Here is a 23850-nt window from a genome sequence, read left to right on the forward strand (position 1 = left end):
CGAATTGCTTGATTCAGTTGTTAAAGAGCGGTGGGTTGAGCCTTTCGTCTCAACCGAGGCGCGCATTCTACAGCGCCCGGTGTATCTGTCAAGCGGTTATTTTAAGAAGTTTTCAAAGTTTCGCTTAAGAAACATCAACAACTTCAACCACTTGCGCTTCCGATCTCTCGTTAGCGGGAGGCGAATTCTACAGCGTTACTCGCTGCTGTCAACACCTCTTTTTGACCGCTTTCGATCGAGAAGATCGAATCGTTAACGGAGCCAGAAAAACCGCCCCACCAACTACTTCCCAAGCCTCGATCATCTGAAGCCCTGCGCCTTCGAAACCTACTTAACTCATTGAAACTCAAGGAGTTTTCCGTTTCGACTGCGCCGGAAGTGGGGCGAATTATAGACTTCCAGAATTTGCCGTCAACCCTTAATTTCGTTTTTCTATCAATAAGTTGCAGGGCATTCGAAAAAGCACCGTGCCCCCTCAAAAAGCCTCTTCTATATAGAAGAAACAATCAGAGCACTCCAGCCTCCCTCAGGCCCGCCACCATCACTTCATCCAATCCCAATACTCGCTGCAGGACATCCTGCGTGTGCTCCCCTAATAGCGGAGGTGCATTGCGATATTCCACCGGCGTTTCAGACAGCCGGATTGGACTGGCAACCTGCGGCACTTCGCCCGCCAGTGCATGAGGCAACGTCATCGCCAACCCACGCGCCCGAACCTGAGGATCGGCAAACACCTGAGCCACATCGTTGATCGGCCCACAGGGCACACCAGCCTGCTCCAACTGCGCGACCCATTCGGCAGTGGTCTTGAATACCGTCGCCTGGCGAATCAAAGGAATCAATACCGCGCGGTTTGCCACTCGCAGCTTGTTTGTCGCAAAGCGGGGATCATCAGCCCACTGCGGTTGACCCGCGACCTCGGCGAATTTTCGGAACTGACTGTCATTGCCCACCGTAAGGATGAAGTCACCGTCAGCCGTGGGAAAATCCTGATAAGGCACTATGTTCGGATGAGCGTTGCCCAACCGCTTCGGCGCGTTGCCCGTGGTCAGGTAATTCATCGCCTGGTTCGCCAGGCAAGCCACTTGAACGTCCAGCAAGGCCATGTCGATATGCTGCCCGCCGCCGGCATGATCGCGGTGAGCCAGCGCCGCCAGAATGGCCACGGTTGAATAGACACCGGTCAGGATATCCGTCAGCGCAACCCCGACCTTCACCGGCCCCGCCCCCTCATCGCCTTCAGGCCGGCCGGTGAGACTCATCAACCCCCCCAAGCCCTGGATCATGAAGTCATATCCGGCGCGCTTGGCATAAGGGCCGGTTTGACCAAACCCGGTAATCGAGCAATAGATCAGTTGCGGGTTGATCGCCTTCAGCGAGTCGTAGTCCAGGCCATAAGCCGCCAGCCCACCCACCTTGAAGTTCTCAATCAGAATGTCGGACTTTGCCGCCAACTCCCGCACCAACCTTTGCCCCTCGGGGTGCGTGAAATCGATGGTCACCGATTGCTTGTTGCGATTGGCCGACAAGTAATAGGCCGCCTCGGTCGTGTTCTCGCCCGACGCATCCTTCAGAAACGGTGGCCCCCAGGCGCGCGTATCGTCACCACAACCTGGTCGCTCGACCTTGATGACCTCAGCCCCCAGGTCCGCCAGGATCTGACCGGCCCACGGCCCGGCCAGCACCCTCGATAAATCCAGTACCCGCAGATGCGAAAGCGCGCCCATGCCGTCCCCCTATTAATAGAACGCCTGGATACCGGTTTGCGCACGCCCCAGGATCAGTGCATGAACGTCATGAGTACCTTCGTAAGTGTTCACCACTTCCAGGTTGACGAGATGACGAGCGATGCCAAACTCATCGGAGATGCCATTGCCGCCCAGCATGTCCCGCGCCATGCGAGCAATATCCAGGGACTTGCCACAGGAGTTGCGCTTCATGATGGAGGTGATTTCAACAGCGGCCGTACCCTCATCCTTCATACGCCCCAGACGCAGGCATCCCTGCAGGGCCAGGGTGATTTCAGTCTGCATATCGGCCAGCTTTTTCTGGATCAACTGAGTGGCAGCCAAAGGACGACCAAACTGCTGCCGATCCAGCGTGTACTGGCGCGCGGTGTGCCAGCAGAATTCGGCTGCACCCAAGGCTCCCCAGGAAATGCCATAGCGAGCCGAGTTCAGACAGGTAAACGGCCCCTTCAACCCACGCACATCCGGAAAGATGTTTTCTTCTGGAACGAAGACGTTATCCATGACGATCTCGCCCGTGATCGAAGCGCGCAGACCGACCTTGCCGTGAATCGCCGGCGCACTCAGGCCCTTCCAGCCTTTCTCCAGAACAAAGCCGCGGATGTCACCGGCGTCATCCTTACCCCAGACGACAAATACATCGGCAATCGGGCTGTTGGTGATCCACATCTTGCTACCCGTCAGGCTGTAGCCGCCTTCCACTTTGCGCGCACGAGTGATCATCGCTCCCGGGTCGGAACCGTGGTTCGGCTCTGTCAGACCAAAGCAACCGATCCACTCGCCGGAGGCCAGTTTGGGCAGGTACTTCTGCTTTTGGGCCTCGGTACCGAACTCATTGATCGGCACCATGACCAGCGAGGACTGCACGCTCATCATCGAGCGATAGCCTGAATCAACGCGCTCCACTTCACGAGCGATCAGGCCATAGCTGACGTAGTTCAGTCCGCTGCCGCCGTACTGTTCAGGAATGGTTGCACCCAACAAGCCGACCTCACCCATTTCACGAAAAATGGCCGGGTCGGTTTTTTCATGGCGGAACGCTTCCAACACCCGCGGCGCGAGCTTCTGTTGGGCGAACTGCTCGGCAGTGTCGCGAATCATGCGCTCTTCTTCAGTGAGTTGCTGGTCCAACAACAATGGATCAATCCAGTTGAAGCTCGCTTTACCGGCCATGAATGAGTCCTCGCCAATCAGATTAAAAATCGTGGGTTGATCCTAGGCGCGCTTTCCTACCAGAGCAAACGAGGATTACGCACGCTCTTGTGCTAATTTCTCACTCCGTAAGTGCAAAGAACCCCGTTTTCAACTCTGACGTGTGAGGTTGACGTACATGCGCAGAAAAATCCCCAGCACCGTCGCCTTGGTCAGTTTCGAGGCGGCCGCACGCCATGAGAGTTTTACCAAGGCCGCACAAGAGCTTTCCCTCACGCAGGGTGCTATTTGCCGACAGATTGCCAGCCTGGAGGACTTCCTCGGCGTGGAGTTGTTCCGACGTTCACGGCGGGGAGTCAAGCTGACAGAGGCCGGACTTTCCTACAGTCGCCGAGTGGCCACTCAACTGGACGCCGTGGAGCGCGATACCCTTTCAGTGATGGGGCATACCGGCGCCAACGTGATCGAGCTGGCAGTGGTTCCGACGTTTGGTACTCAATGGCTGCTACCGCGCCTCAAGGACTTCCAGCAGCAGCATCCAGAAGTCACGGTCAATCTGACCAATCGCACGCGGCCGTTTCTCTTTGCGGATACGGATTTTGACGCCGCCATCTACTTCGGCGATGCGGACTGGTCTGGTACCGAATCCCATAAGCTGATGGGAGAAAATCCAATGCCCGTGTGCAGCCCCACCTTACTGGGTAACCGGACCAGCCTGACACCGCAAGCCCTCGCCGAACTGCCCTTGCTCCAACAAACCACTCGCCCGTATGCCTGGCGCCAGTGGTTCAACTCTCAAAACCTCAATATCGCGCGAGACCTGACAGGCCCTCGTTATGAACTATTCTCCATGCTTGCCCAAGCGGCCATGCACGACATGGGAGTGGCCTTGATTCCACCCTTCTTGATCCAGCGCGAGCTGACAGAGAAACGACTCGTCATTGCCAATCGCAACGCATTGTCGAGCCTCAAGGCCTACTACCTGATGATCCCCGAACGAAAGGTCGAATCGGCCTCTTTACGGGCTTTTCGTGATTGGCTGGTCAACCAGGCGGGTGGTTACTGCCTTGATTATTAAGGTAAAAATGCATATCCGACTCTGGTAGTAAGCTAATCAAAAGCGCTACAGATATAAATTTATGTCGCATACAGTCAATCTGTTACGAAATCAGTACAGTAGTCTCAGAACCGTTCAACTACGTGGCTTTGAGCCACATTACGCAGCTCATCAGGGTTCATTCACGTCGCCAATGGAAAAAACGTCATTTTTGGCCTGAATCCCTGAAAAGCCCAGCCCACAAGGGATATCTACTGATAGTTGCGACATTCGGTCACAGGGTGACTTGTAGTTAATTTTCCGTCACCCGTCATAATCCCTTGAAGGGCTGAATTTTCGCCTGCAAAATGCCGCGCCCCGCCTGATTCGGCGGGATCGTGCTGATCGGCCGCCCCAGCCGCACCATCCGAAGTGCCTGGGTTTACTCAATAAGATCACGCAGGAGATTTGACGTGCACATTGGTGTTCCTCTCGAAACCCAGACGGGTGAAACGCGGGTTGCTGCAACCCCGGAAACCATCAAGAAGCTGATCGGCCAAGGCCATAAGGTCACTGTCCAGAGCGGCGCCGGCATCAAGGCGAGCGTAATCGACAGTGCTTATGAAGCAGCGGGCGCCACCATTGGCAGCGCCAGTGATGCTTTCGGGGCCGAACTGATTCTCAAGGTGGTCGCCCCCAGCGACAGCGAGCTGACGCTGATCAAGAGCGGCACCGTTCTGGTGGGCATGCTCAATCCGTTCAACAATGAAACCATCGCCAAGCTGGCCGAGCGCGGCATTACCGCTTTCGCCCTTGAGGCCGCGCCACGTACCTCCCGCGCCCAGAGCCTGGATGTGCTGTCGTCTCAGGCGAACATTGCCGGTTACAAAGCTGTGCTGCTGGCTGCCCACTACTACCCGCGCTTCATGCCAATGCTGATGACCGCCGCGGGCACAGTGAAAGCGGCGCGGGTGCTGATTCTTGGCGCCGGCGTGGCCGGATTGCAGGCGATTGCCACGGCCAAGCGCCTGGGCGCTGTGATCGAGGCGTCGGATGTGCGGCCGGCGGTGAAGGAGCAAATTGAGTCCCTCGGCGCCAAGTTCGTCGACGTACCTTACGAAACCGACGAAGAGCGTGAATGCGCCGTCGGTGTCGGGGGTTATGCCCGGCCCATGCCGGCCAGCTGGATGCAGCGCCAGGCTCAGGCCGTGCATGAGCGCGCCAAACAGGCTGACATCGTGATCACCACCGCATTGATTCCTGGCCGCAAGGCCCCCACCTTGCTGAGTGCTGAAACCGTCGCACAGATGAAACCCGGCTCAGTGGTCATTGACCTTGCGGCAGCCCAAGGCGGCAACTGCCCACTGACCGTGGCCGATCAGGTGGTTGTCGAGAACGGCGTAACCATTGTCGGCCCGACCAACCTGGCCGGCGAAGTCGCGGCCGACGCTTCGGCGTTGTACGCGCGCAACCTGCTGGACTTCCTGAAGCTGGTCTTCACCAAGGAAGGTCAGTTCGACGTGAACCTGGAAGACGACATCGTCGCCGCGTGCCTGATGTGCCGCGACGGCCAGGTCATCCGTAAAAACGCCTAAGCAGGGATTCAGACAATGGAAGAGCTTATCTCCCCCGGTATCTACAACCTGATCATCTTTGTGCTGGCGATTTATGTCGGTTACCACGTGGTCTGGAACGTAACGCCCGCGCTGCACACACCGCTGATGGCGGTGACCAATGCCATTTCGGCGATCGTGATCGTCGGCGCCATGCTTGCCGCCGCACTGACCGTGACCCCGCTGGGCAAAACCATGGGCACCCTCGCCGTGGCCCTGGCCGCGGTGAACGTGTTCGGCGGCTTCCTGGTGACGCGCCGCATGCTTGAGATGTTCAAGAAAAAAGCCCCGAAAGCCGTAAAAGAAGAGGCGCCTAAGTAATGAGCATGAACCTGGTAACGACGCTCTATCTGATCGCGTCTGTCTGCTTCATCCAGGCCCTCAAAGGCCTGTCGCACCCCACCACGTCCCGCCGGGGAAACCTGTTCGGCATGCTCGGCATGGCGCTGGCGGTGCTCACCACCGTGGGCCTCATTTATAAGCTCGGTGCTGAGCTGGCGACTGCCGGCATCGGCTACGTCATTGTGGGCCTTTTGGTCGGCGGCACCGCCGGTTCGATCATGGCCAAGCGCGTCGAGATGACCAAGATGCCCGAACTGGTGGCGTTCATGCACAGCATGATCGGCCTGGCTGCGGTGTTCATCGCCATTGCAGCAGTAGTCGAGCCGCAGTCCCTGGGCATCGTCCAACAACTGGGCGATGCGATTCCGGCCGGTAACCGCCTGGAGCTGTTCCTTGGCGCCGCCATTGGTGCAATCACCTTCTCCGGTTCGGTGATCGCCTTCGGCAAGCTCTCGGGCAAGTACAAGTTCCGCCTCTTCCAGGGCGCACCGGTACAGTTTGGCGGGCAACACAAGCTCAACCTGATTCTGGGTCTGGCAACGCTGGGCCTGGGCCTGACCTTCATGTTCACCGGCAACCTCGGCGCGTTCGCCTTGATGCTGGCCCTGGCCTTTGTCCTGGGCGTGCTGATCATCATCCCGATCGGCGGCGCGGACATGCCGGTGGTGGTCTCGATGCTCAACAGTTATTCCGGTTGGGCCGCAGCGGGTATCGGCTTCTCGCTGAACAACTCGATGCTGATCATTGCCGGCTCGCTGGTGGGTTCGAGCGGTGCGATCCTGTCGTACATCATGTGCAAGGCGATGAACCGTTCATTCTTCAACGTATTGCTCGGCGGTTTCGGCAACACAGCAGATGCCGCAGGCCCGGCAGGCTCCAAAGAAGCCCGGCCGGTGAAATCCGGTTCGGCGGACGACGCCACCTTCCTGCTGACCAACGCCGACACCGTGATCATCGTCCCGGGTTATGGCCTGGCGGTGGCACGGGCGCAGCACGCATTGAAAGAACTGACCGAGAAGCTGACCCACCATGGCGTGACCGTGAAATACGCGATCCACCCAGTGGCCGGTCGCATGCCCGGACACATGAACGTGCTGCTGGCCGAGGCTGAAGTGCCTTACGACCAGGTGTTCGAAATGGAGGACATCAACTCCGAATTCGGCCAGGCCGACGTGGTGCTGGTGCTCGGCGCCAACGACGTGGTCAACCCGGCCGCCAAGAACGATCCGAAGTCGCCGATTGCCGGCATGCCGATTCTCGAAGCGTTCAAAGCCAAGACCATCATCGTCAACAAGCGCTCGATGGCCAGCGGCTATGCCGGCCTGGACAACGAGCTGTTCTATCTGGACAAGACCATGATGGTGTTTGGTGACGCCAAGAAGGTTATTGAAGACATGGTCAAAGCTGTGGAGTAACGACCACTGTTTTGTCACTAACGCCCCGACTTGTCGGGGCGTTTTGATTTGTATCAAGGCCCAACGTTACCGATCCAGTAATAATGTTTTGCCTGAAACGCCCGTAATAGACGCCTTAAATGCGACTTTTGTAGCGGGACGGACACGGCGCGAATTCAATAGACTGCGCACCTTGCTTCCAGCCCGAGATAACCCCCCATGTACCGTGACCGCATCCGCCTGCCTTCGTTGTTGAACAAAGTTGTGAGCGCTGCCGAAGCAGCCCTGTTGATTCAGGACGGCATGACCGTCGGCATGAGCGGCTTTACCCGCGCCGGTGAAGCGAAAGCGGTGCCCCATGCGCTGGCTGAGCGCGCCAAGGTCACGCCGCTGAAAATCAGCCTCATGACGGGGGCGAGCCTGGGTAACGACCTCGACAAGGAACTCACCGAAGCCGGCGTGCTGGCGCGGCGCATGCCGTTCCAGGTCGACAGCACCCTGCGCAAGGCGATCAACGCTGGTGAGGTGATGTTCATCGATCAGCACCTGTCGGAAACTGTCGAGCAATTACGCAACGCCCAACTCAAGTTGCCGGACATTGCCGTGATCGAAGCCGTAGCAATTACCGAGCAAGGCCATATCGTGCCAACCACTTCGGTGGGCAACTCGGCCAGCTTCGCTATTTTTGCCCGGCAGGTCATTGTTGAAATCAACATGGCCCACAACCCTGATCTGGAAGGGTTGCATGACATCTATATCCCGACCTATCGCCCGACGCGCACACCGATTCCCTTGGTTAAGGTCGACGACCGTATCGGCAGCACCGCCATCCCCATACCGCCGGAAAAAATTGCCGCCATTGTCATCACCAACCAGCCGGATTCGCCTTCGACTGTCATGCCGCCGGACAGTGATACCCAGGCCATTGCCGATCATTTGATCGGTTTCTTCAAACAGGAAGTCGCGGCCGGGCGCATGACCAACAAACTCGGTCCGTTGCAGGCCGGTATCGGCAACATTGCCAACGCCGTGATGTGCGGCCTGATCGACTCCCCGTTCGAAGACTTGACCATGTATTCCGAAGTCCTGCAGGACTCCACATTCGACCTGATCGACGCCGGCAAACTGAGCTTCGCCTCTGGCAGCTCAATTACCCTGTCGGGACGGCGCAATGCCGACGTATTCGGCAATCTGGAGAAGTACAAGGACAAGCTGGTCCTGCGTCCCCAGGAGATCTCCAACCACCCCGAAGTTGTACGCCGCTTGGGCATCATCGCCATCAATACGGCGCTGGAGTTCGACCTCTACGGCAACGTCAACTCCACCCATGTCTGCGGTACGCGGATGATGAATGGAATTGGCGGTTCGGGAGACTTTGCCCGGAATGCGCATCTGGCGATTTTCGTCACCAAATCGATTGCCAAGGGCGGGGCGATTTCCAGCGTCGTGCCGATGGTCAGCCATGTGGACCATACCGAGCATGATGTCGATATCCTGGTGACTGAAATCGGTCTGGCCGACCTGCGCGGTCTGGCGCCAAGGGAGCGGGCGCGGGTGGTCATCGACAATTGCGTGCATCCGTCCTATCGCCAGGCACTGAATGAGTATTTTGAGGCGGCGTGCGCCTTGGGTGGACATACGCCGCATATCCTGCGCGATGCACTGAGTTGGCACTTGAACCTGGAAGAGACCGGACAGATGCTGGCGGTGTAATACAGCTGGATCATCCTGATAACAAATACAGTTTTCGTTGTCCGCAAGTTTTGACCCGTCAAAAACAAAAACTGTACTACTGTACCTGTGCTTTCCTACAGTAAACGCCTACACATTCCAGCTTACTCGGCAAAAATGCACTATATAAGTGCAGACAGGTACAGTTGCCTCAATATTGACCAGTACACCGCCATTTAACAGTTAACTGGTCTCTCACATTACAGGTGAACTGTATCTAGAGAGACTGGCCAAACGAGAGGATCATGGGCACCAGTTAAACCACTACCTAATCCCGCCATAAGCGGAAGGATGTCAACCATGGAACGTACACTCAGTTCCGAGCTGTTTTTCGAAGACAAAGCTGAAAAAAACCAGGCTTCCCTGCCTCTTCGCGTTATCGCTAACCTGATGTTGTGGCAGCGCCGCATCGCCAGCCGCCACCAACTGGCTCGTCTGGATGCACGCCTGCTGGCTGACGCCGGTATCAGCGAAGCACAACGCTACGAAGAGCTGAGCAAGCCGTTCTGGCGCTAACTCAGCGTCGCTGGCCCTGACCCACCGGGTCCACCGCCAGCACCGAATTGAACAAACAAGACCCGTCGCGGGCAATCGCGACGGGTTTTGTCGTTTCAGGACCCTGGCTTTTAGCCAAGACGGCGCGACTGAACAGTTAGAAATAATCTAACAACGACCAGTACAGTTCTGTCTAGCTGTTATACAAACGACCGAAATTGGCAGTGGCAGAGCTGTCATCCACCTCGTTCTGACCTAATATCGAAACGAACGTGGCGAAGCGGGTCGAGCATGCGTCTTCTCTTCCAGCTACACGCACCGGCACCACTTCATTATTCAAGGAGTTTCACCATGATCCGTCTTCGTCTGCTCAGCGCCGCCGCCCTGCTGGCCGTAGCCGCACACGCCAATGCCAGTAGTTTTATCGTCACCACCGACTCCCTCGTGGGTGCGCTCAAGGCCACATCCGACGCAACGTCCGATCTCACCTCGTCGTTTCGCGACGACAAAATTGTTCTGGCCGCCCGCGACGACGCCGCCAGCTTCGTCGCCAGCCACGGCGCCATCCGCGGTGTGAAACTGGAAAGCGCTCTGGATTACATCCGCCAGCAGGCACCGCAGTTGAACGCCAGCGACGCGCAGTTGGCCCAAGCCATTCTGGTGATCTGATTTCCAAAGATGAAACATCGGGACGCCAATGGTGTTCCGATGTTTCAGCGCTGGCTCTGGCGCAGTGGTTTGCGCTAGCCTTCGGACTCACCATCAACAGTCGAGTCCCATGCGTTTCTACTCAGATCTGTCCATCGCTTTTTTCTTCAGCGCTTTATGCTGGTCCGTTCCGGCCCATGCCTTCGATGTCTCCACCCAGCAAGTGGTGATCAGCGGCTATGCCACGAGCATGGTGACCTCCGCGCCCTTCGACCATAAACTGATCGCCGCCGCCCACGACGATGCTGCGGCATTCGTTGCCAGCGACGGGCAGTTGAGAGGGGCGCGACTGGAGTCGGCCCTGGATTATCTACACCGGACCCAGCCAAAACTTCACGTCAGCGACCTTGAACTGGCACAGGCAATTCTCGTCCAATAGTTATCTTTATTCTTCGGAGTCGTTCCATGCGTAGCCCGCTGATTGCTGCCACCCTAGGCCTGCTGGTGTTGGCCGATGTGGCCCAGGCACAAACCCTGGTAGCCACCAGTAACATCGTCGTTCGCGCTTCCCAGCGCACGATCGATTTCACCTCCGACACCACCACATCCATCCGTGACTCGAAAATCGTTCGTGAAGCCCATGACGATGCGGCCAGTTTCGTCGCCAGTAACGGGGAAATTCGTGGCGCTCACCTCGAGGCCGCCTTCGACACCTTGCGCACCCGCGTACCGGAAGCCCGCGACGCCAGTGACCAGGTTCTCGCCGAAGCCATCCTCGCATTGTGAGGCCGTTCGCCGTCTGGCTGACGGCCGGGGTCGTGCTGCTCTTGAGCAGCACCGCCCAGGCCGGCCTGCAACTGCACCTTAACGACGAAGGACTGACCCCGGCGCAACAGCAGGCCAGCCAGGCGCTGCTCGATGAAGCGATGCAGGCCCTGCCGCCGCGATTCATCGAACAACTGGACCGACGCATTAATGTGGGCTGGACCGACCGGATGCCCGCCAACGCCTATGGCCAGGCCTCGCTGGTGTCGCAGTTGGACCTCAATCGCAACCTGCTCGACAGCCTCACCGACGGCAGTGCCGCCACGCAAAAGACCCATCGCCCCCACGGCACCGTGCGGCGGGAAATGCTCGCCACGGTCCTGCATGAACTGACCCACATTTATGATCGCTCGCGTTTATGGCCGAACGCCGAACGCGCGCTGATCCAACGTTGCACCCGACGCACCAGCAGCGCCGGGCTGATCGGTCTTCCCGATGAATGCCGGGGCCAGAACGATCGCCGCTTCACCCTCAGTGATGATCCCCGCTTGCTGGACCTCGCCGGCTGGCCGCAATACGTCGGCCGTCGTGGGGAACGGGAACAGCATAATCGCCAGGTGGCTCGCAGCCCGGACATTTACGAGACGAGCAGCCCCAAGGAGTTCGTCGCGGTCAACATGGAGTACTTTCTCCTGGACCCGAGCTACGCCTGCCGCCGACCAGCGCTGTATCGCTATTATCAGGAGCACTTCGGCTGGGCTCCCGCCGCCAAGAATACCTGCGCCCCGTCATTCGCGTTCCTCAACGCCGGCAACGACTTTGCCAAGACACCGCTGGGCAAGGTTGACCCAGAGCGGGTCTACGCCATCGATTATCTCTTGGCTGAAGCCAACCAGAACTGGGTCAGCCGTTGGGGCCACAGCATGCTGCGGCTGGTGATCTGCGCACCGGACCGCCCCCGTGGGCCGGCTTGTCGGCTGGATCTGGATCAACACCTGGTGCTGTCCTACCGCGCCTTCGTTGGCGATGTGCAGTTGTCGAGCTGGGACGGCCTGGTGGGCAAATACCCATCGCGCCTGTTCGTACTCCCGCTGGCCCAAGTCATCGATGAATACACCAAGACCGAACTGCGCAGCCTGGCCTCGGTACCGCTGAACCTGTCACGGTCCGAGATCGAGGCCACCGTCGAACGCGCCGCCGAAATGCACTGGAGCTACGACGGCAACTATTACTTCCTGTCCAATAACTGCGCAGTGGAAAACCTGAAGTTGCTGCGCAGCGGCAGTAATAATGAACAGCTCAAGGGCCTGGACAGCATCCTGCCCAACGGCTTGCTGGAAGTGCTCAAGGGGCGGGGCCTGGCCGATACCAGCGTGCTCGATGATCCCAAGGAGGCCTTACGCTTGGGCTACCGTTTCGACTCGTTCCGCGAGCGCTATCAGGCCATGTTCGAGGTGCTGAAGAAACACCTGCCGATCAAGCAACAAAAAGTGGAAGACTGGCTGGCCCTGAGCGCCGCTGAACGCCGGCCATGGTTTGAACAGGCCGACCTGCGCACCAGCGCGGCGTTGCTACTGCTGGAGCAAGCCAGTTATCGCCGGCAGTTGCTTCTGGCCCAGGATGAGGTCAAACAGCGCTACCTCGGTGCCCGGGAGTTGCAGAACGGCGGCATGGAAAGGGCCAACGCGACACTGCAGCAGATCCTCGCCAACAGCGGTTTCCTGAGCCGTCCCGCCGAGTTGCTGGGCAGCAGCGGATACGGGCTGCCACAGCCCAGCGAGTGGCAGCGATTGGAATCCGAAAGCAGCTTGCGTCAGAAACAACTTCAAACACTGACAGGGGATCTGGATAAGGAAGTCAGGGCCTTGCTCGAACCAAGCCGTGCGGCAGAAATTACCGCGAGTGAGGATAACGTCAAAGCAATCGGCGAGCACTTGCGCCAATTGCACAAGGCGGCGGGCGGGTTGGAGCTACCCTGACGAACACTCGCCACCAGGGTCCAGCCTGAGCAATCAGTCGTCGATCTTTTCGGCCAAAAAAAGGGGGCTCAGAACCAGGTTCTGTCCCCCCTTTTTTGCAGACCGAATCAGGCACTCAATTGACCCGCGCCTTACGCACCCCATCAGCCAAAGCGGCGCAAAGGCTCAACACCCCATCGATCGCCTGCTCCGGTGTATCAGCGCTGGCGATATGGTCGATCAGCGCCGAGCCGACCACCACCCCGTCGGCCAACCGTGCAATGGCCGCGGCTTGCTCCGGCGTGCGAATGCCGAAGCCAATGCTGATCGGCAAATCGGTGTGACGACGCAGGCGCGCCACGGCTTCCTCCACATGTTCCAGCGTCGCGGCGCCGGCACCGGTCACGCCGGCCACCGAGACGTAATACACAAAGCCGGAACTGCCGTTGAGCACGGTCGGCAAACGCACGTCATCAGTGGTCGGCGTGGTCAGGCGGATGAAATCCAGGCCGGCCGCCTGGGCCGGTTCGCACAGCTCACTGTTGTGCTCGGGCGGCATGTCCACCACGATCAGCCCATCCACGCCAGAGTCCAGCGCTTCGCCAATGAAACGCTGCACGCCATAACGATGGATCGGGTTGAAGTAGCCCATCAACACCAGCGGCGTCTCGCTGTTGCCTTCACGGAACTCGCGCACCATTTGCAGGGTTTTCGCCAGATTCTGCTGTGCCCCCAAGGCGCGGATGTTGGCCAGCTGGATCGCCGGGCCGTCGGCCATCGGATCGGTGAATGGCATGCCCAGCTCGATCACGTCAGCGCCAGCCGCGGGCAAGCCCTTGAGGATCGCCAGCGAGGTGTCGTAGTTCGGGTCGCCAGCGGTCACGAAAGTCACCAGGGCGGCGCGGTTCTGTTCCTTGAGTTCGGCAAAACGGGTTTGCAGGCGGCTCATCAGTGTTTCTCCTGCTGGGACTGTTCCATGTGGTGCATGACGGTTTGCATGTCTTTGTCGCCGCGGCCGGACAGGTTGACCACCATCAGGTGATCCTTGGGCAGGTTCGGGGCACGCTTGAATACTTCAGCCAGGGCATGGGCGCTTTCCAGGGCGGGAATAATCCCTTCCAGCCGACAGCATTTGTGAAAGGCTTCCAGGGCTTCGGCGTCGGTGACGGAGGTGTACTGGACGCGACCAATGTCGTGCAACCAGGCGTGTTCAGGGCCGATCCCTGGGTAATCGAGGCCGGCGGAAATCGAATGAGCATCAATGATCTGGCCGTCGTCGTCCTGCAACAGGAAGGTGCGGTTGCCGTGCAATACACCCGGGACGCCGCCGTTCAGGCTCGCCGCATGCTTGCCGGTTTCGATACCGTAGCCGGCGGCTTCGACGCCGATGATGTCCACGCTCTTGTCGTCCAGGAACGGGTGGAACAGGCCCATGGCGTTTGAACCCCCGCCGATGCAGGCGACCAGGCTGTCGGGCAGACGACCTTCCTGGGCTTGCAACTGATCGCGGGTTTCCTTGCCAATCACTGCCTGGAAGTCGCGGACCATGGCCGGGTAAGGGTGCGGACCAGCCACGGTGCCGATCAGGTAGAACGTGCTGTCAACGTTGGTCACCCAGTCACGCAGCGCCTCGTTCATCGCATCCTTGAGCGTGCCGGTGCCGGCGACCACCGGGATGACTTCGGCCCCGAGCAGCTTCATGCGGAACACGTTGGCCTGCTGGCGCTCGATGTCGGTGGTCCCCATGTAGATCACGCAATCCAGACCGAAACGTGCAGCGACGGTAGCGGTGGCTACGCCGTGCATGCCGGCGCCGGTCTCGGCAATGATGCGTTTTTTGCCCATGCGCCGCGCCAGCAAGATCTGGCCAATGCAGTTGTTGATCTTGTGCGCGCCAGTATGGTTCAGCTCTTCACGCTTGAGATAGATCTTGGCGCCGCCGCAGTATTCGGTCAGACGTTCAGCAAAATACAGCGGGCTCGGACGTCCGACGTAATCACGCTGGAAGTAGGCCAATTCCTCAATGAACGCTGGATCTTCCTTCGCCGCTTCGTATTCGCGGGCCAGATCAAGGATCAGCGGCATCAGGGTTTCGGCCACATAGCGGCCGCCGAACGCACCGAACAGACCATTGGCGTCCGGGCCACTGCGCAGGTTGAAAGGGGATGTAGGCTGGGTCATCGGGCGCTCCAGGCGAATGCGTAGAAAGACAATGAGGTTCACTCTACCCCTGACATCCCGCGCTGAAAACCGATAAGATCGCCGCAACCTGTCAGGAAAACTCACAGATAAAATGAGCCATGATCTTCCCCCGCTGAACGCCTTGCGCGCCTTCGAAGCCACCGCCCGCCTGAACAGCGTGAGCCAGGCGGCGGAACAGCTGCATGTCACCCACGGTGCCGTGAGCCGACAACTGAAGGTGCTCGAGGAGCATTTGGGCGTCAGCCTGTTCGTCAAGGAGGGCCGCGGCCTTAAACTCACAGATGCGGGCATGCGTTTGCGAGACGCCAGCGCCGAGGCTTTCGAGCGATTACGCACTGTCTGTGCGCAACTGACGCAAAGCTCCGCAGATGCGCCCTTCGTATTGGGCTGTTCAGGGAGTCTGCTGGCGCGCTGGTTCATTCCTCGTCTGGGCCGGCTCAACGCCGACCTGCCGGATTTGCGTTTGCATCTTTCCGCTGGCGAAGGCGACCTGGACCCCAGGCGACCAGGGCTTGACGCGTTGCTGGTATTCGCAGAACCACCATGGCCGGCAGACATGCAGGTTTATGAACTGGTCAGCGAGCGGATCGGCCCGGTCATGAGCCCTCATTACGCCGGTTTCGCCCGCCTGCAAAGCGCCCCGCCGAGTGCAATTCTCGGCGAGGCGCTGCTGCATACCACCTCTCGTCCCCAGGCGTGGCCCACTTGGGCACGGCAAAACGCCCTTGAACCCAATAAGCTGAAATTCGGGCAGGGCTTCGAGCACTTGTATTACTTGCTGGAGGCTGCCGTTGCGGGGCTAGGCGTGGCCATCGCACCCGAACCGCTGGTCGCCGAGGATGTGCGCGCCGGTCGCCTGGTCGCGCCGTGGGGCTTTGACGAAACCCCGGCGCGACTGGCGTTGTGGTTACCCAAGCGGGCCGCGGACGGGCGCGCTCGGCAATTGGCGCAATGGCTCAGGGATGAGCTGAACCCACCGGCTCAGTCGCCGCGCTTGCACAGCAAATAAGCGGCCAACAAACCCAGTGCCCCGACCGCGACACCCGCCGTGGTCCAAGGATGCTCCTGAGCGTAATCACGCGTGGCGATTCCGGTTTCACGGGTTTTCACCTTGACCTCTTCATACGCATCGCTCAGCAGATGCCGGGAATGCTTCAGTGCGTTCTCGGCGTTTGCCTTCAGCGACTTGAGGGTCTTACGCGACTCGTCCGAAGCGTCGTCCTTCAGGCTTTCCAACGACTTGAGCAGACTCTCGATCTCCGCTTCCATGCTTTGCAACGAGGCTTTACGTAACGAATTGCTGGCCATGGTGGCTCTCTCCTGCAGTGGTTGAGTGGCGTGTGTGAATTGGGACTCCAGCCGTTTCTGAAAGTGCAGTAAATCTGAACTTTCACCGGGTTAACGGCGACACACGTAAGGCGAAAATTCGCTGCTAGGCTGTTAAAGACAACCAAGGAGAACGTCATGAGTGATCATCACACGTATAAAAAGGTCGAGCTGGTCGGCTCCTCTCCCACCAGCATCGAAGACGCCATCAACAATGCTTTGGCCGAAGCCAGCAAAAGCCTCAAGCATCTGGAATGGTTCGAAGTCACGGAAACCCGCGGGCACATCGAAAACGGCCGCGCCGCGCACTTCCAGGTGACCATCAAGGTTGGGTTCCGAATTGCCAATAGCTAGGCGGCCGTGAACTTGCACGCTGGCGGAGTGCCATAGGGAATGGCGATGCGCTATCTGGCAAGCGCGTCATGTCTGTTCGATCCCTGCCCTATTTGATCCGACCAAGGAGTGCGAGCAATGAAAAAGTGGATGGTTGCCCTGGGTTTGCTGAGCCTTGCGGGTGCTGCGTTTGCAGACGGCAAGCCATGCGAGGAGCTGAAAAGCGAGATCGCCGCGAAAATCGATGCCAATGGCGCATCGGGTTATACGCTGGAAATTGTCGACAAAGGTACGGCCACTGACGGCGAAGTCGTCGGCTCCTGCGAAGGTGGCACGAAGGAAATCGTCTACAAGAAGGGCTGATACGTTCTGAAACGTCAAAGCCGACGCATGCGTCGGCTTTTTTAGGCGCCTGATTCAGCCTTTCATGACGTGGGCCAGCAACTCGTATGAGTGCAGACGATCAGCATGTTCATACAGATCGCTGGTAAAGATCAGCTCATCGGCCTGGGTTTGCTCAATCAGCACTTCGAGCTTGGCCCTGATTTTCTGCGGACCGCCGACCATGGCCAAGCCCAGGAAATCGCCGACCGCCTCTTTCTCATGGGGCAACCAGAGACCGTTCATGGTTTCCACCGGCGGACGCTGGACCAGGCTCTGGCCGCGCATCAGGGCCAGGATCCGCTGATACACCGAGGTCGCCAGGTAATCGGCCTGCTCGTCCGTGTCCGCCGCCACCAAGGGCACGCCAAGCATCACGTAAGGCTTGTCGAGAACCGCCGAGGGCTTGAAGTGGTTGCGGTAGATGCGGATCGCCTCGTGCATGAAACGCGGTGCGAAATGCGACGCGAAGGCGTAGGGCAAACCGCGCTCACCGGCCAATTGCGCACTGAACAGGCTCGAGCCGAGCAGCCACACCGGCACGTTGGTGCCGGTGCCGGGCATGGCGATGATGCGTTGATCGGGGGTGCGCGGGCCGAGGTAGCGCATCAGTTCAGCCACGTCTTCGGGGAAATCGTCCGCGCTACCGGAGCGCTCGCGACGCAATGCTCGGGCAGTCATCTGATCGGAACCGGGCGCGCGCCCCAGCCCAAGATCAATACGGCCTGGGTAGAGGCTTTCGAGCGTGCCGAACTGTTCGGCAATGATCAACGGCGCATGGTTGGGCAACATTACGCCGCCGGAGCCGACACGAATGGTCGAAGTACCCCCCGCCAGATAGCCCAGCAGCACGGCCGTCGCGGAGCTGGCGATGCCATCCATGTTGTGGTGCTCGGCCACCCAGAAGCGGGTGTAGCCGTATTGTTCCACGTGCTGCGCCAGGTCCAGCGAGTTGCGCAACGACTGGGCAGCGTTGCCATCAGCGCGCACAGGCACGAGGTCGAGGGTTGAGAACTTCACTTCGGACAGCTGTTTCATGGGCCGGCATCTCCAACGGCATGAGAGGCTTTTCCTACGGGCAAAAGCCTGCCGTTTCTAATAGGTGTGTTCCATGCAATGTGGGCATATACCCGAGTTTCAATAGCTACCACGAAATTTCCTACTAAATCGGTCGGCTAATCGAGAGGATGAACTTTATCGGGCGGTCTATCCTCACAACCCTGACAACGAAAAAACACCCAGGCGCGAACCCTCGCGCCGGATATTGAGGAGGCAGACATGGCTATCATCAAGAAAGCATCGGCTCATTGGGAAGGTGACCTGAAAACCGGCATCGGCTCCATCTCCACGGAAACCGGCGTGCTGCGCGAAGCCCCCTATGGCTTCAAGGCACGCTTTGAAGGCGGCAAAGGCACCAACCCGGAAGAATTGATCGGCGCGGCCCATGCGGGCTGCTTCTCCATGGCGTTTTCGATGATCCTTGGCGATGCCGGGCTCAAGGCCGACAGTATCGATACCAACGCCGACGTCACCCTCGATCAGGTCGAGGGTGGTTTTGCGATCACGGCCGTGAAGCTGACGCTGAAAGCGAAGATTCCCGGCGCAAGCCAGGAACAGTTCGAAGAGCTGAGCAACAAGGCTAAGGAAGGTTGCCCGGTTTCCAAAGTGCTGAACGCCAAGATTACCCTGGACGCCACGCTGGTGAGCTGATGCGATACCCATCACAGCCTTCAACTGCGGCTGAAGGCTGTGATCTGTTTACCCTGCAGCAATTGTGGTCGAATGCACACCTGCAGTTTCAGCGCACAGGCAGTGCGCGCTGTCATGAGGAATTCGAGCATGAAACGATTCGCCCTGGCGGTCATCAGTTGCGCATTGGCCACGTCGGCCCTCGCGGCCCCCAAATCCTGTGAAGAACTGAAAGCGGAAATCGAAGCGAAGATCCAGGCCAACAACGTGCCTTCCTACACCTTGGAAATCGTGACCAATGATGAAGTGCATGATGAAAATATGATCGTGGGCAGTTGCGAAAACGGCACCAAAAAAATCATTTACCAAAAGAACGACAGCTAAGCCGTCCTACGGAACGCAATTGACCTGCCGTTCTTCGGCCACGATTTCACGCTTGGCGTTATAGAGTCGGGCGCTGGGAGTAAACGCCAGATTGCGACCCTCCAGGCGATAGCGCTGGCCCGCCTCGAAATGGTCGTAACGCACGAGCATGTAGCACAGCCGCTCCTGCGGCTCGGCCTGCATAGACAGCCCACCACCGCCAGGCACCTCGAAGTCGAAACGCACTTTCAGTTCATGACTGCCCGGAGAAACCTGGAAGAAACGTCCGTCCTGCAGTCGTTGGCCATCCAGGCTTTCAGCCATCAGCATCTTGCCGCCCGGCATGGGCGTGGCGAAGTCGATCCAGGCCATGTTCGGATCAACCTTGGGCGGCGGGCTGGTCGCACAGCCGCTCATGGAGACAAAGGCCAATAGCAGCATAGGTAGGCGCATGATGATTTCCTGAAGTCAGATAATGAGCATAGCGCCGATCAGCTTTGCTGACAGCCTGCTGGCGTGCCTTGGCCCACGACTTTTCGCTGCTGGTCGTAGAGCTTGGCCCATGGCCGGAAACCGATGTTGCCAGCCTGCAACTGGTAACGCTGGCCTGCGTTGAAATCCTTGAACCTCACATTCAACCGGCAATCGCGCCACAGTGGCTCGGCATTCGGGCCGATGTTGCCGGGCTCGACGGCAAATTGATAACGCACCGTCAACTCGTGGCTGCCGGGCTGGACTTCGAAATAACGCCGGTCCACGGAGGTCTTGTCATCGACTTCCAGCGCTTGCAGCGCCGTGTCCCGATGGCTTCCCAGGTCGATCCATGCTTGCGACGGATCAGGGTCAGGCAAACCGGCGCAACCGGTCAGCAGCAACAGGCCACTTGTCAGCATCAACACGCGCATAGCGAAGCTCCGGGCAGGCGAGATAGTCTTGTGGGCAGACTTTCCCAAGGTGATACCAATTGATCAGGCCGCATCCAAGCCATCGGTTACTCGACCGTGTTTTCCGGATTTTGTTTCCAGGCCTCCTGCTTTTGTTACTCAACGGTTGTGCAAGCGTCGGTTACTACAGCCAGCTCGTCGGCGGACAGCTGCGGCTGTTGCAGGCCCGCGAGCCTATCGACCAGGTCATTGCCGACCCGGCGCGCGATCCGCGACTGCGGGCGCATCTGGCCCAGGCACGGGAAGCACGAACGTTCGCCAGCTCACACTTGCACCTGCCAGATAACAAAAGCTATCGCCTGTACGCGGACATTGGCCGGCCGTTCGTGGTCTGGAATGTCTTCGCCACGCCGGAGTTTTCCCTGGCACCGCAAAACCACTGCTTCCCGATTGCCGGTTGCGTGGCGTATCGCGGCTACTACACACAGGGCGCCGCCCGTGGCGAGGCCGCGTTACAACGATTGAAGGGTATGGACGTGGCGATTGGCGGCGTAGAGGCCTATTCGACGCTGGGCTGGTTCAACGACCCGATCCTGAGTTCGATGATGCATTGGGGCGACGAACGCCTGGCGACGCTGATCTTTCACGAACTGGCGCACCAGCGGTTCTACGTCAAGGACGACACGGAATTCAACGAGTCCTTCGCCACCTTCGTTGAACAGGAAGGCACCCGGCAATGGCGCGCCAGTCGAGGGCTGGCGGCGGATACCGGCAAACGGCTACGTCAACGCGATCAGTTCATCCAACTGGTCCTCGACACGCGTCAGCGGCTGGAACGGCTCTACACCCAACCCCTGCCGGCCGAACAAATGCGCCAGCGCAAGGCCGAGGAATTCGACCGTCTGCGCACCGACTATCAGCAAATGCGCGACACTCAGTGGGCAGGTGACAAACGCTACGATGCCTGGGTCTATGCGCCGCTGAACAATGCGCGTCTATTGCCGTTCGGGCTGTATAGCCAATGGGTTCCGGCGTTTGCGGCGCTGTTCCAGCAAAAGGACAGGGATTGGCTTGCGTTTTATGCCGCAGTGGAAAACCTCGGCAATTTGCCGATTGATGAACGCAAAGCGGCACTCAAGACGCTGGCAGAATCAAAGGCCTCTGGTGATTGAACCGACCTCATCGCGGGCAAGCCTTGCTCCCACAGGGCAGTACTCGAAATGAAGCGCTAAGGGTGTCATCTGTGGGAGCAAGGCTTGCCCGCGATGACGTCGGCCCAGATACATCCTGCTCCAACATTCCAAGTCAGATCCGTTGCGGCTGTCCTAGCCTTGAGACAAAGGACAGATCAAGGAGGATCACTTATGACGATACCGCCTCACTCCAATCAGTTGCGTTTCGGGCGTTATTCGCAGTCTGGGCAAATCTATTTGCTGACCGTGAATACGCGCAACCGCGAGCCGCTTTTTGGCCGTTTCAAGACAGGACGCTTGGTGGTTGATGCCTTTCGCAAGGCTCAGGAAGAGCAATTTGCCCATTCGTTGGCCTGGGTGGTGATGCCGGACCATTTTCACTGGTTGATCGAGTTGCAGGGGATCGGAATTTCAAAGCTGATGGCGAGAACGAAGTCTCGGACCACGGTCACCTTCAATCGATTGATGCAGAGGGAAGGATCGCTTTGGCAGGAGGGATTCCATGACCGAGCCATTCGCAAGGAGGAAGATTTACAAGCAGTTGCACGGTATATCGTGGCGAATCCGCTACGGGCGGGTTTAGTTAAGAAAATTGGGGATTATTCATTGTGGGATGCCGTATGGGTATGAGTCGGTTCAGGCTGTGTCCATGAGGGCCTCATCGCGGGCAAGCCTTGCTCCCACAGGCGGAGGGTATGCCTTGATCCTCAGGCATTCTGGGTACCGCTCTGTGGGAGCAAGGCTTGCCCGCGATAGCAATAGGGCTAACCCCGCAAAAACGCCTGATGCAACGCCTCCAACGTCTGAAAATGATGCACAGGCTTCTCCGCACTCAACTCCTCATAGCTGCCAAACCCATACCCCACCGCCGCCGCGTCCAGGCCGTTGCTGTGCGCGCCGATCAGATCATGCTTGCGATCGCCAACCATCAAGGTACTCGCCGGGTCGAGCCCTTCTTCAGCCATCAGGTGAGCAATCAACTCGACCTTGTCGGTCCGCGTACCGTCCAGCTCACTGCCGTAGATCACTTTGAAATGTTTGGCGAAGTCGAAGTGCCGGGCGATTTCCCGGGCAAAGATCCAAGGCTTGGAAGTGGCGATGTACAGGTGCCGGCCTTGACCGCCCAAGGTTTCCAGCAGCGGCATCACGCCATCGAATACCCGGTTTTCATACAAGCCGGTGACTTTGAAGCGCTCGCGATAGAAGTTCACCGCTTCCCAGGCCTTGGCTTCGTCGAAGTCATAAAACTGCATGAAGGCCTGCAACAGCGGTGGGCCGATGAAGTGTTCGAGGCGGGTCAGGTCGGGTTCGTCGATGCCCAGTTGGCTCAGGGCGAATTGGATCGAACGAGTAATGCCCTCGCGGGGGTCGGTGAGGGTACCGTCGAGGTCGAAGAGTACGGTCTGGTAAAGCATGGCAGTTTCCTGAGCAGTATTACGATGTTGTGAGCGCTTCGCACTCAAGCGGGAGCAAGCTCCCTCGCCACGAGGGATCAAACGACTCAGGCCTGGTCGGGCATAGCCTCTGCGGCTTGCTCGACGGGCATCTCAGCGGCCTTCTGATATTCCAGGCCGCTGCCTGGCATGGTGACGTTGGCGATACGATCTGAAAAATATTTGTCAAATGGCTCCAATTCTGGATATTCATCAGGTGCAATCAACAAAGCTGTCAGGCGCCCGATAAGGCCGCAGATCCAGTCCGCGCATTGGATGGTTTGGAACAGGTGGCTTTCGGCCTGAATTGGCGGCTCAATGAGTGCCCTGCATTTCTCCGAGGCATCCTCAAACATGGCCAGCGTACAGACCTCCACGTTAGTTTCCCGCCATTCGTTACCGCAGCGTTGTTCATCGAGCATCAACAGGAAGGTCGAGCCACTCTGCACGCAGAATCGGTCTATCTTGCGCACCGACTGCAGGAGCTGCCGTTTGAACGTCTCGGTGGAGTCATGGGCATCAGGGTCAGTGCTCTTGTGCTCCCCCGTGTAGAACACGTGGCCACCGATTTTCTCAATGTGACTCAAGAGGCGGAACGTGGAGCGTCGGAGCTGCTCGTACTTGGTCACGTTCCGGAGGGCATAGAGCTGAGAACCCTTTTTTTCCCACTGATATGCCGGCAGATTCTTGGGGTTATTGTTGGCAAGGTCGAACGCTAGGAGTTGGCATTTGAGCTTGTAGAAATAGATTGCGAACTCGCGGATTTCGGTAGCCGGAAGGATCAGGCCAGCAAACCCGAAAGCGGGATGCGTTTTGTACCTTGGATGGTTGCGTGAGACGTACTGGCCAACGTGCCCGAATTCGTCCAGGTACGCGACGTAATGCGTCATAGTGACCGGATTCCTTGCCATAGAAACACGAAAGCCCGCAGAGATTTCTCTCAAGCGGGCCTCGGAAGGTAGGCACGAGAGTCACCCCTCATGCGTTGGGATAATTATTATTACGGCGCAATCACTATGTCAATCACGTTTGATGAATGCCCGTGAGCTTCCGGGGCTTTCAGTGACACCGGCTTGGTAATGCGTGGCAGTTTCCTGAGCAGTATTACGATGTTGTGAGCGCTTCGCACTCAAGCGGGAGCAAGCTCCCTCGCCACGAGGGATC

General features: G+C 58.5%; 27 protein-coding genes. 17 read left to right on the plus strand and 10 right to left on the minus strand.

Translation table 11 applies throughout. The features are described 5' to 3' along the window. Positions 1 to 506: 506 nt before the first annotated feature. Together AAIS01_RS08720 and AAIS01_RS08725 are read right to left on the minus strand one after the other, a co-directional pair. Positions 507 to 1727 (minus strand): CaiB/BaiF CoA transferase family protein, encoded by a 1221-nt coding sequence (locus tag AAIS01_RS08720; RefSeq protein WP_343468646.1) that lies wholly within the window; start codon positions 1725 to 1727, stop codon positions 507 to 509. A gap of 12 nt (positions 1728 to 1739) precedes the next feature. Then, positions 1740 to 2921, minus strand: coding sequence for an acyl-CoA dehydrogenase (locus AAIS01_RS08725; RefSeq protein ID WP_025216186.1), 1182 nt, complete (start codon positions 2919 to 2921; stop codon positions 1740 to 1742). Between the two features lie 157 nt (positions 2922 to 3078). Between AAIS01_RS08725 and AAIS01_RS08730 the strand changes: the two genes are divergently transcribed. The 10 genes from AAIS01_RS08730 to AAIS01_RS08775 all read left to right on the plus strand — a co-directional run bounded on the left by AAIS01_RS08730 (position 3079) and on the right by AAIS01_RS08775 (position 12903). Beyond that, positions 3079 to 3978, plus strand: coding sequence for a LysR family transcriptional regulator (locus AAIS01_RS08730; RefSeq protein WP_343468647.1), 900 nt, complete (start codon positions 3079 to 3081; stop codon positions 3976 to 3978). A gap of 431 nt (positions 3979 to 4409) precedes the next feature. Next, positions 4410 to 5531, plus strand: coding sequence for a Re/Si-specific NAD(P)(+) transhydrogenase subunit alpha (locus AAIS01_RS08735; protein ID WP_343468648.1), 1122 nt, complete (start codon positions 4410 to 4412; stop codon positions 5529 to 5531). Positions 5532 to 5546: 15 nt separating this feature from the next. Further along, entirely contained in the window at positions 5547 to 5870 is a 324-nt protein-coding gene (locus AAIS01_RS08740; protein WP_003187010.1) for an NAD(P) transhydrogenase subunit alpha part 2, read from the plus strand. Next, positions 5870 to 7306, plus strand: coding sequence for an NAD(P)(+) transhydrogenase (Re/Si-specific) subunit beta (locus AAIS01_RS08745; protein ID WP_092399813.1), 1437 nt, complete (start codon positions 5870 to 5872; stop codon positions 7304 to 7306). Before AAIS01_RS08740 ends, AAIS01_RS08745 begins: the two co-directional genes overlap by 1 nt. Positions 7307 to 7504: 198 nt before the next feature. Next, entirely contained in the window at positions 7505 to 8998 is a 1494-nt protein-coding gene (scpC, locus tag AAIS01_RS08750; protein WP_092399811.1) for a succinyl-CoA:acetate CoA-transferase ScpC, read from the plus strand. Between the two features lie 318 nt (positions 8999 to 9316). Then, complete coding sequence (locus tag AAIS01_RS08755) at positions 9317 to 9532, plus strand: DUF1127 domain-containing protein (RefSeq protein WP_047230079.1); 216 nt, start codon at positions 9317 to 9319, stop codon at positions 9530 to 9532. Between the two features lie 330 nt (positions 9533 to 9862). Then, positions 9863 to 10180 carry a DUF2388 domain-containing protein gene (locus tag AAIS01_RS08760; RefSeq protein ID WP_343468649.1) on the plus strand — a complete coding sequence of 106 codons (318 nt, stop codon included), beginning with the start codon at positions 9863 to 9865 and terminating at the stop codon, positions 10178 to 10180. A 109-nt stretch (positions 10181 to 10289) separates the two neighbouring features. Continuing rightward, positions 10290 to 10598: a DUF2388 domain-containing protein gene (locus AAIS01_RS08765; protein WP_305387232.1), complete on the plus strand. Its 309-nt coding sequence runs from the start codon at positions 10290 to 10292 to the stop codon at positions 10596 to 10598. Positions 10599 to 10624: 26 nt separating this feature from the next. Further along, positions 10625 to 10945, plus strand: a complete 321-nt coding sequence (locus tag AAIS01_RS08770; RefSeq protein WP_047230076.1) for a DUF2388 domain-containing protein — start codon at positions 10625 to 10627, stop codon at positions 10943 to 10945. Beyond that, positions 10942 to 12903 carry a DUF7844 domain-containing protein gene (locus AAIS01_RS08775; RefSeq protein ID WP_343468650.1) on the plus strand — a complete coding sequence of 654 codons (1962 nt, stop codon included), beginning with the start codon at positions 10942 to 10944 and terminating at the stop codon, positions 12901 to 12903. Before AAIS01_RS08770 ends, AAIS01_RS08775 begins: the two co-directional genes overlap by 4 nt. A 115-nt stretch (positions 12904 to 13018) precedes the next feature. Here AAIS01_RS08775 and trpA read toward each other — a convergent pair whose 3' ends face one another. After that, positions 13019 to 13831, minus strand: coding sequence for a tryptophan synthase subunit alpha (trpA, locus tag AAIS01_RS08780; RefSeq protein WP_343468651.1), 813 nt, complete (start codon positions 13829 to 13831; stop codon positions 13019 to 13021). Beyond that, positions 13831 to 15063 (minus strand): tryptophan synthase subunit beta, encoded by a 1233-nt coding sequence (gene trpB, locus AAIS01_RS08785; protein ID WP_343468652.1) that lies wholly within the window; start codon positions 15061 to 15063, stop codon positions 13831 to 13833. The genes trpA and trpB overlap by 1 nt, the downstream gene beginning before the upstream one ends. A 112-nt stretch (positions 15064 to 15175) precedes the next feature. On the opposite strand from trpB, the gene AAIS01_RS08790 reads away from it, so the two are divergent. Continuing rightward, a complete protein-coding gene (locus tag AAIS01_RS08790; RefSeq protein ID WP_343468653.1) occupies positions 15176 to 16093 on the plus strand; it encodes a LysR family transcriptional regulator in 918 nt (305 codons plus the stop codon). Here the strand turns inward: AAIS01_RS08790 and AAIS01_RS08795 are convergent. Further along, a complete protein-coding gene (locus AAIS01_RS08795) occupies positions 16066 to 16392 on the minus strand; it encodes an ElaB/YgaM/YqjD family protein (RefSeq protein WP_003196426.1) in 327 nt (108 codons plus the stop codon). The genes AAIS01_RS08790 and AAIS01_RS08795 overlap by 28 nt on opposite strands. Positions 16393 to 16548: 156 nt before the next feature. Between AAIS01_RS08795 and AAIS01_RS08800 the strand changes: the two genes are divergently transcribed. Next, on the plus strand, positions 16549 to 16764 hold the full coding sequence (locus AAIS01_RS08800; RefSeq protein ID WP_003177209.1) for a dodecin: 216 nt from the start codon (positions 16549 to 16551) through the stop codon (positions 16762 to 16764). A 117-nt stretch (positions 16765 to 16881) separates the two neighbouring features. Continuing rightward, positions 16882 to 17106 carry a DUF1161 domain-containing protein gene (locus AAIS01_RS08805; protein WP_343468654.1) on the plus strand — a complete coding sequence of 75 codons (225 nt, stop codon included), beginning with the start codon at positions 16882 to 16884 and terminating at the stop codon, positions 17104 to 17106. Between the two features lie 54 nt (positions 17107 to 17160). Here the strand turns inward: AAIS01_RS08805 and AAIS01_RS08810 are convergent, their stop codons facing one another. After that, positions 17161 to 18162 (minus strand): LLM class flavin-dependent oxidoreductase, encoded by a 1002-nt coding sequence (locus AAIS01_RS08810; RefSeq protein ID WP_343468655.1) that lies wholly within the window; start codon positions 18160 to 18162, stop codon positions 17161 to 17163. A gap of 240 nt (positions 18163 to 18402) precedes the next feature. Between AAIS01_RS08810 and AAIS01_RS08815 the strand changes: the two genes are divergently transcribed. Beyond that, entirely contained in the window at positions 18403 to 18834 is a 432-nt protein-coding gene (locus AAIS01_RS08815; protein WP_092399799.1) for an OsmC family protein, read from the plus strand. Positions 18835 to 18963: 129 nt separating this feature from the next. Continuing rightward, positions 18964 to 19197: a DUF1161 domain-containing protein gene (locus AAIS01_RS08820; protein WP_343468656.1), complete on the plus strand. Its 234-nt coding sequence runs from the start codon at positions 18964 to 18966 to the stop codon at positions 19195 to 19197. Positions 19198 to 19203: 6 nt separating this feature from the next. Here AAIS01_RS08820 and AAIS01_RS08825 read toward each other — a convergent pair whose 3' ends face one another. Together AAIS01_RS08825 and AAIS01_RS08830 are read right to left on the minus strand one after the other, a co-directional pair. Further along, entirely contained in the window at positions 19204 to 19629 is a 426-nt protein-coding gene (locus AAIS01_RS08825; RefSeq protein WP_343468657.1) for a PA0061/PA0062 family lipoprotein, read from the minus strand. 38 nt (positions 19630 to 19667) lie between these two features. Further along, a complete protein-coding gene (locus tag AAIS01_RS08830) occupies positions 19668 to 20081 on the minus strand; it encodes a PA0061/PA0062 family lipoprotein (protein WP_343468658.1) in 414 nt (137 codons plus the stop codon). A 59-nt stretch (positions 20082 to 20140) separates the two neighbouring features. Between AAIS01_RS08830 and AAIS01_RS08835 the strand changes: the two genes are divergently transcribed. Further along, positions 20141 to 21232 carry an aminopeptidase gene (locus tag AAIS01_RS08835; protein ID WP_343468659.1) on the plus strand — a complete coding sequence of 364 codons (1092 nt, stop codon included), beginning with the start codon at positions 20141 to 20143 and terminating at the stop codon, positions 21230 to 21232. Positions 21233 to 21424: 192 nt separating this feature from the next. Then, entirely contained in the window at positions 21425 to 21883 is a 459-nt protein-coding gene (locus AAIS01_RS08840) for an REP-associated tyrosine transposase (RefSeq protein ID WP_343468660.1), read from the plus strand. Between the two features lie 134 nt (positions 21884 to 22017). Here the strand turns inward: AAIS01_RS08840 and AAIS01_RS08845 are convergent, their stop codons facing one another. Both AAIS01_RS08845 and AAIS01_RS08850 read right to left on the minus strand, forming a co-directional pair. Further along, positions 22018 to 22668, minus strand: coding sequence for an HAD family hydrolase (locus tag AAIS01_RS08845; RefSeq protein ID WP_343468661.1), 651 nt, complete (start codon positions 22666 to 22668; stop codon positions 22018 to 22020). A gap of 86 nt (positions 22669 to 22754) precedes the next feature. Then, on the minus strand, positions 22755 to 23576 hold the full coding sequence (locus tag AAIS01_RS08850; protein ID WP_343468662.1) for a DUF3800 domain-containing protein: 822 nt from the start codon (positions 23574 to 23576) through the stop codon (positions 22755 to 22757). Positions 23577 to 23850: the final 274 nt, after the last annotated feature.

This window comes from Pseudomonas halotolerans (genome assembly GCF_039581215.1).
Lineage (GTDB): Bacteria > Pseudomonadota > Gammaproteobacteria > Pseudomonadales > Pseudomonadaceae > Aquipseudomonas > Aquipseudomonas tehranensis.

Excerpts from the sequence above, each read along its gene's own strand:
- AAIS01_RS08720 (WP_343468646.1), bottom strand. The coding sequence starts at position 1,727 with ATGGGCGCGCTTTCGCATCTGCGGGTACTGGATTTATCGAGGGTGCTG.
- AAIS01_RS08725 (WP_025216186.1), bottom strand. The coding sequence starts at position 2,921 with ATGGCCGGTAAAGCGAGCTTCAACTGGATTGATCCATTGTTGTTGGAC.
- AAIS01_RS08730 (WP_343468647.1), top strand. The coding sequence starts at position 3,079 with ATGCGCAGAAAAATCCCCAGCACCGTCGCCTTGGTCAGTTTCGAGGCG.
- AAIS01_RS08740 (WP_003187010.1), top strand. The coding sequence starts at position 5,547 with ATGGAAGAGCTTATCTCCCCCGGTATCTACAACCTGATCATCTTTGTG.
- AAIS01_RS08745 (WP_092399813.1), top strand. The coding sequence starts at position 5,870 with ATGAGCATGAACCTGGTAACGACGCTCTATCTGATCGCGTCTGTCTGC.
- scpC (WP_092399811.1), top strand. The coding sequence starts at position 7,505 with ATGTACCGTGACCGCATCCGCCTGCCTTCGTTGTTGAACAAAGTTGTG.
- AAIS01_RS08755 (WP_047230079.1), top strand. The coding sequence starts at position 9,317 with ATGGAACGTACACTCAGTTCCGAGCTGTTTTTCGAAGACAAAGCTGAA.
- AAIS01_RS08760 (WP_343468649.1), top strand. The coding sequence starts at position 9,863 with ATGATCCGTCTTCGTCTGCTCAGCGCCGCCGCCCTGCTGGCCGTAGCC.
- AAIS01_RS08765 (WP_305387232.1), top strand. The coding sequence starts at position 10,290 with ATGCGTTTCTACTCAGATCTGTCCATCGCTTTTTTCTTCAGCGCTTTA.
- AAIS01_RS08770 (WP_047230076.1), top strand. The coding sequence starts at position 10,625 with ATGCGTAGCCCGCTGATTGCTGCCACCCTAGGCCTGCTGGTGTTGGCC.
- trpA (WP_343468651.1), bottom strand. The coding sequence starts at position 13,831 with ATGAGCCGCCTGCAAACCCGTTTTGCCGAACTCAAGGAACAGAACCGC.
- trpB (WP_343468652.1), bottom strand. The coding sequence starts at position 15,063 with ATGACCCAGCCTACATCCCCTTTCAACCTGCGCAGTGGCCCGGACGCC.
- AAIS01_RS08790 (WP_343468653.1), top strand. The coding sequence starts at position 15,176 with ATGAGCCATGATCTTCCCCCGCTGAACGCCTTGCGCGCCTTCGAAGCC.
- AAIS01_RS08795 (WP_003196426.1), bottom strand. The coding sequence starts at position 16,392 with ATGGCCAGCAATTCGTTACGTAAAGCCTCGTTGCAAAGCATGGAAGCG.
- AAIS01_RS08800 (WP_003177209.1), top strand. The coding sequence starts at position 16,549 with ATGAGTGATCATCACACGTATAAAAAGGTCGAGCTGGTCGGCTCCTCT.
- AAIS01_RS08805 (WP_343468654.1), top strand. The coding sequence starts at position 16,882 with ATGAAAAAGTGGATGGTTGCCCTGGGTTTGCTGAGCCTTGCGGGTGCT.
- AAIS01_RS08810 (WP_343468655.1), bottom strand. The coding sequence starts at position 18,162 with ATGAAACAGCTGTCCGAAGTGAAGTTCTCAACCCTCGACCTCGTGCCT.
- AAIS01_RS08815 (WP_092399799.1), top strand. The coding sequence starts at position 18,403 with ATGGCTATCATCAAGAAAGCATCGGCTCATTGGGAAGGTGACCTGAAA.
- AAIS01_RS08820 (WP_343468656.1), top strand. The coding sequence starts at position 18,964 with ATGAAACGATTCGCCCTGGCGGTCATCAGTTGCGCATTGGCCACGTCG.
- AAIS01_RS08825 (WP_343468657.1), bottom strand. The coding sequence starts at position 19,629 with ATGCGCCTACCTATGCTGCTATTGGCCTTTGTCTCCATGAGCGGCTGT.
- AAIS01_RS08830 (WP_343468658.1), bottom strand. The coding sequence starts at position 20,081 with ATGCGCGTGTTGATGCTGACAAGTGGCCTGTTGCTGCTGACCGGTTGC.
- AAIS01_RS08840 (WP_343468660.1), top strand. The coding sequence starts at position 21,425 with ATGACGATACCGCCTCACTCCAATCAGTTGCGTTTCGGGCGTTATTCG.
- AAIS01_RS08845 (WP_343468661.1), bottom strand. The coding sequence starts at position 22,668 with ATGCTTTACCAGACCGTACTCTTCGACCTCGACGGTACCCTCACCGAC.
- AAIS01_RS08850 (WP_343468662.1), bottom strand. The coding sequence starts at position 23,576 with ATGACGCATTACGTCGCGTACCTGGACGAATTCGGGCACGTTGGCCAG.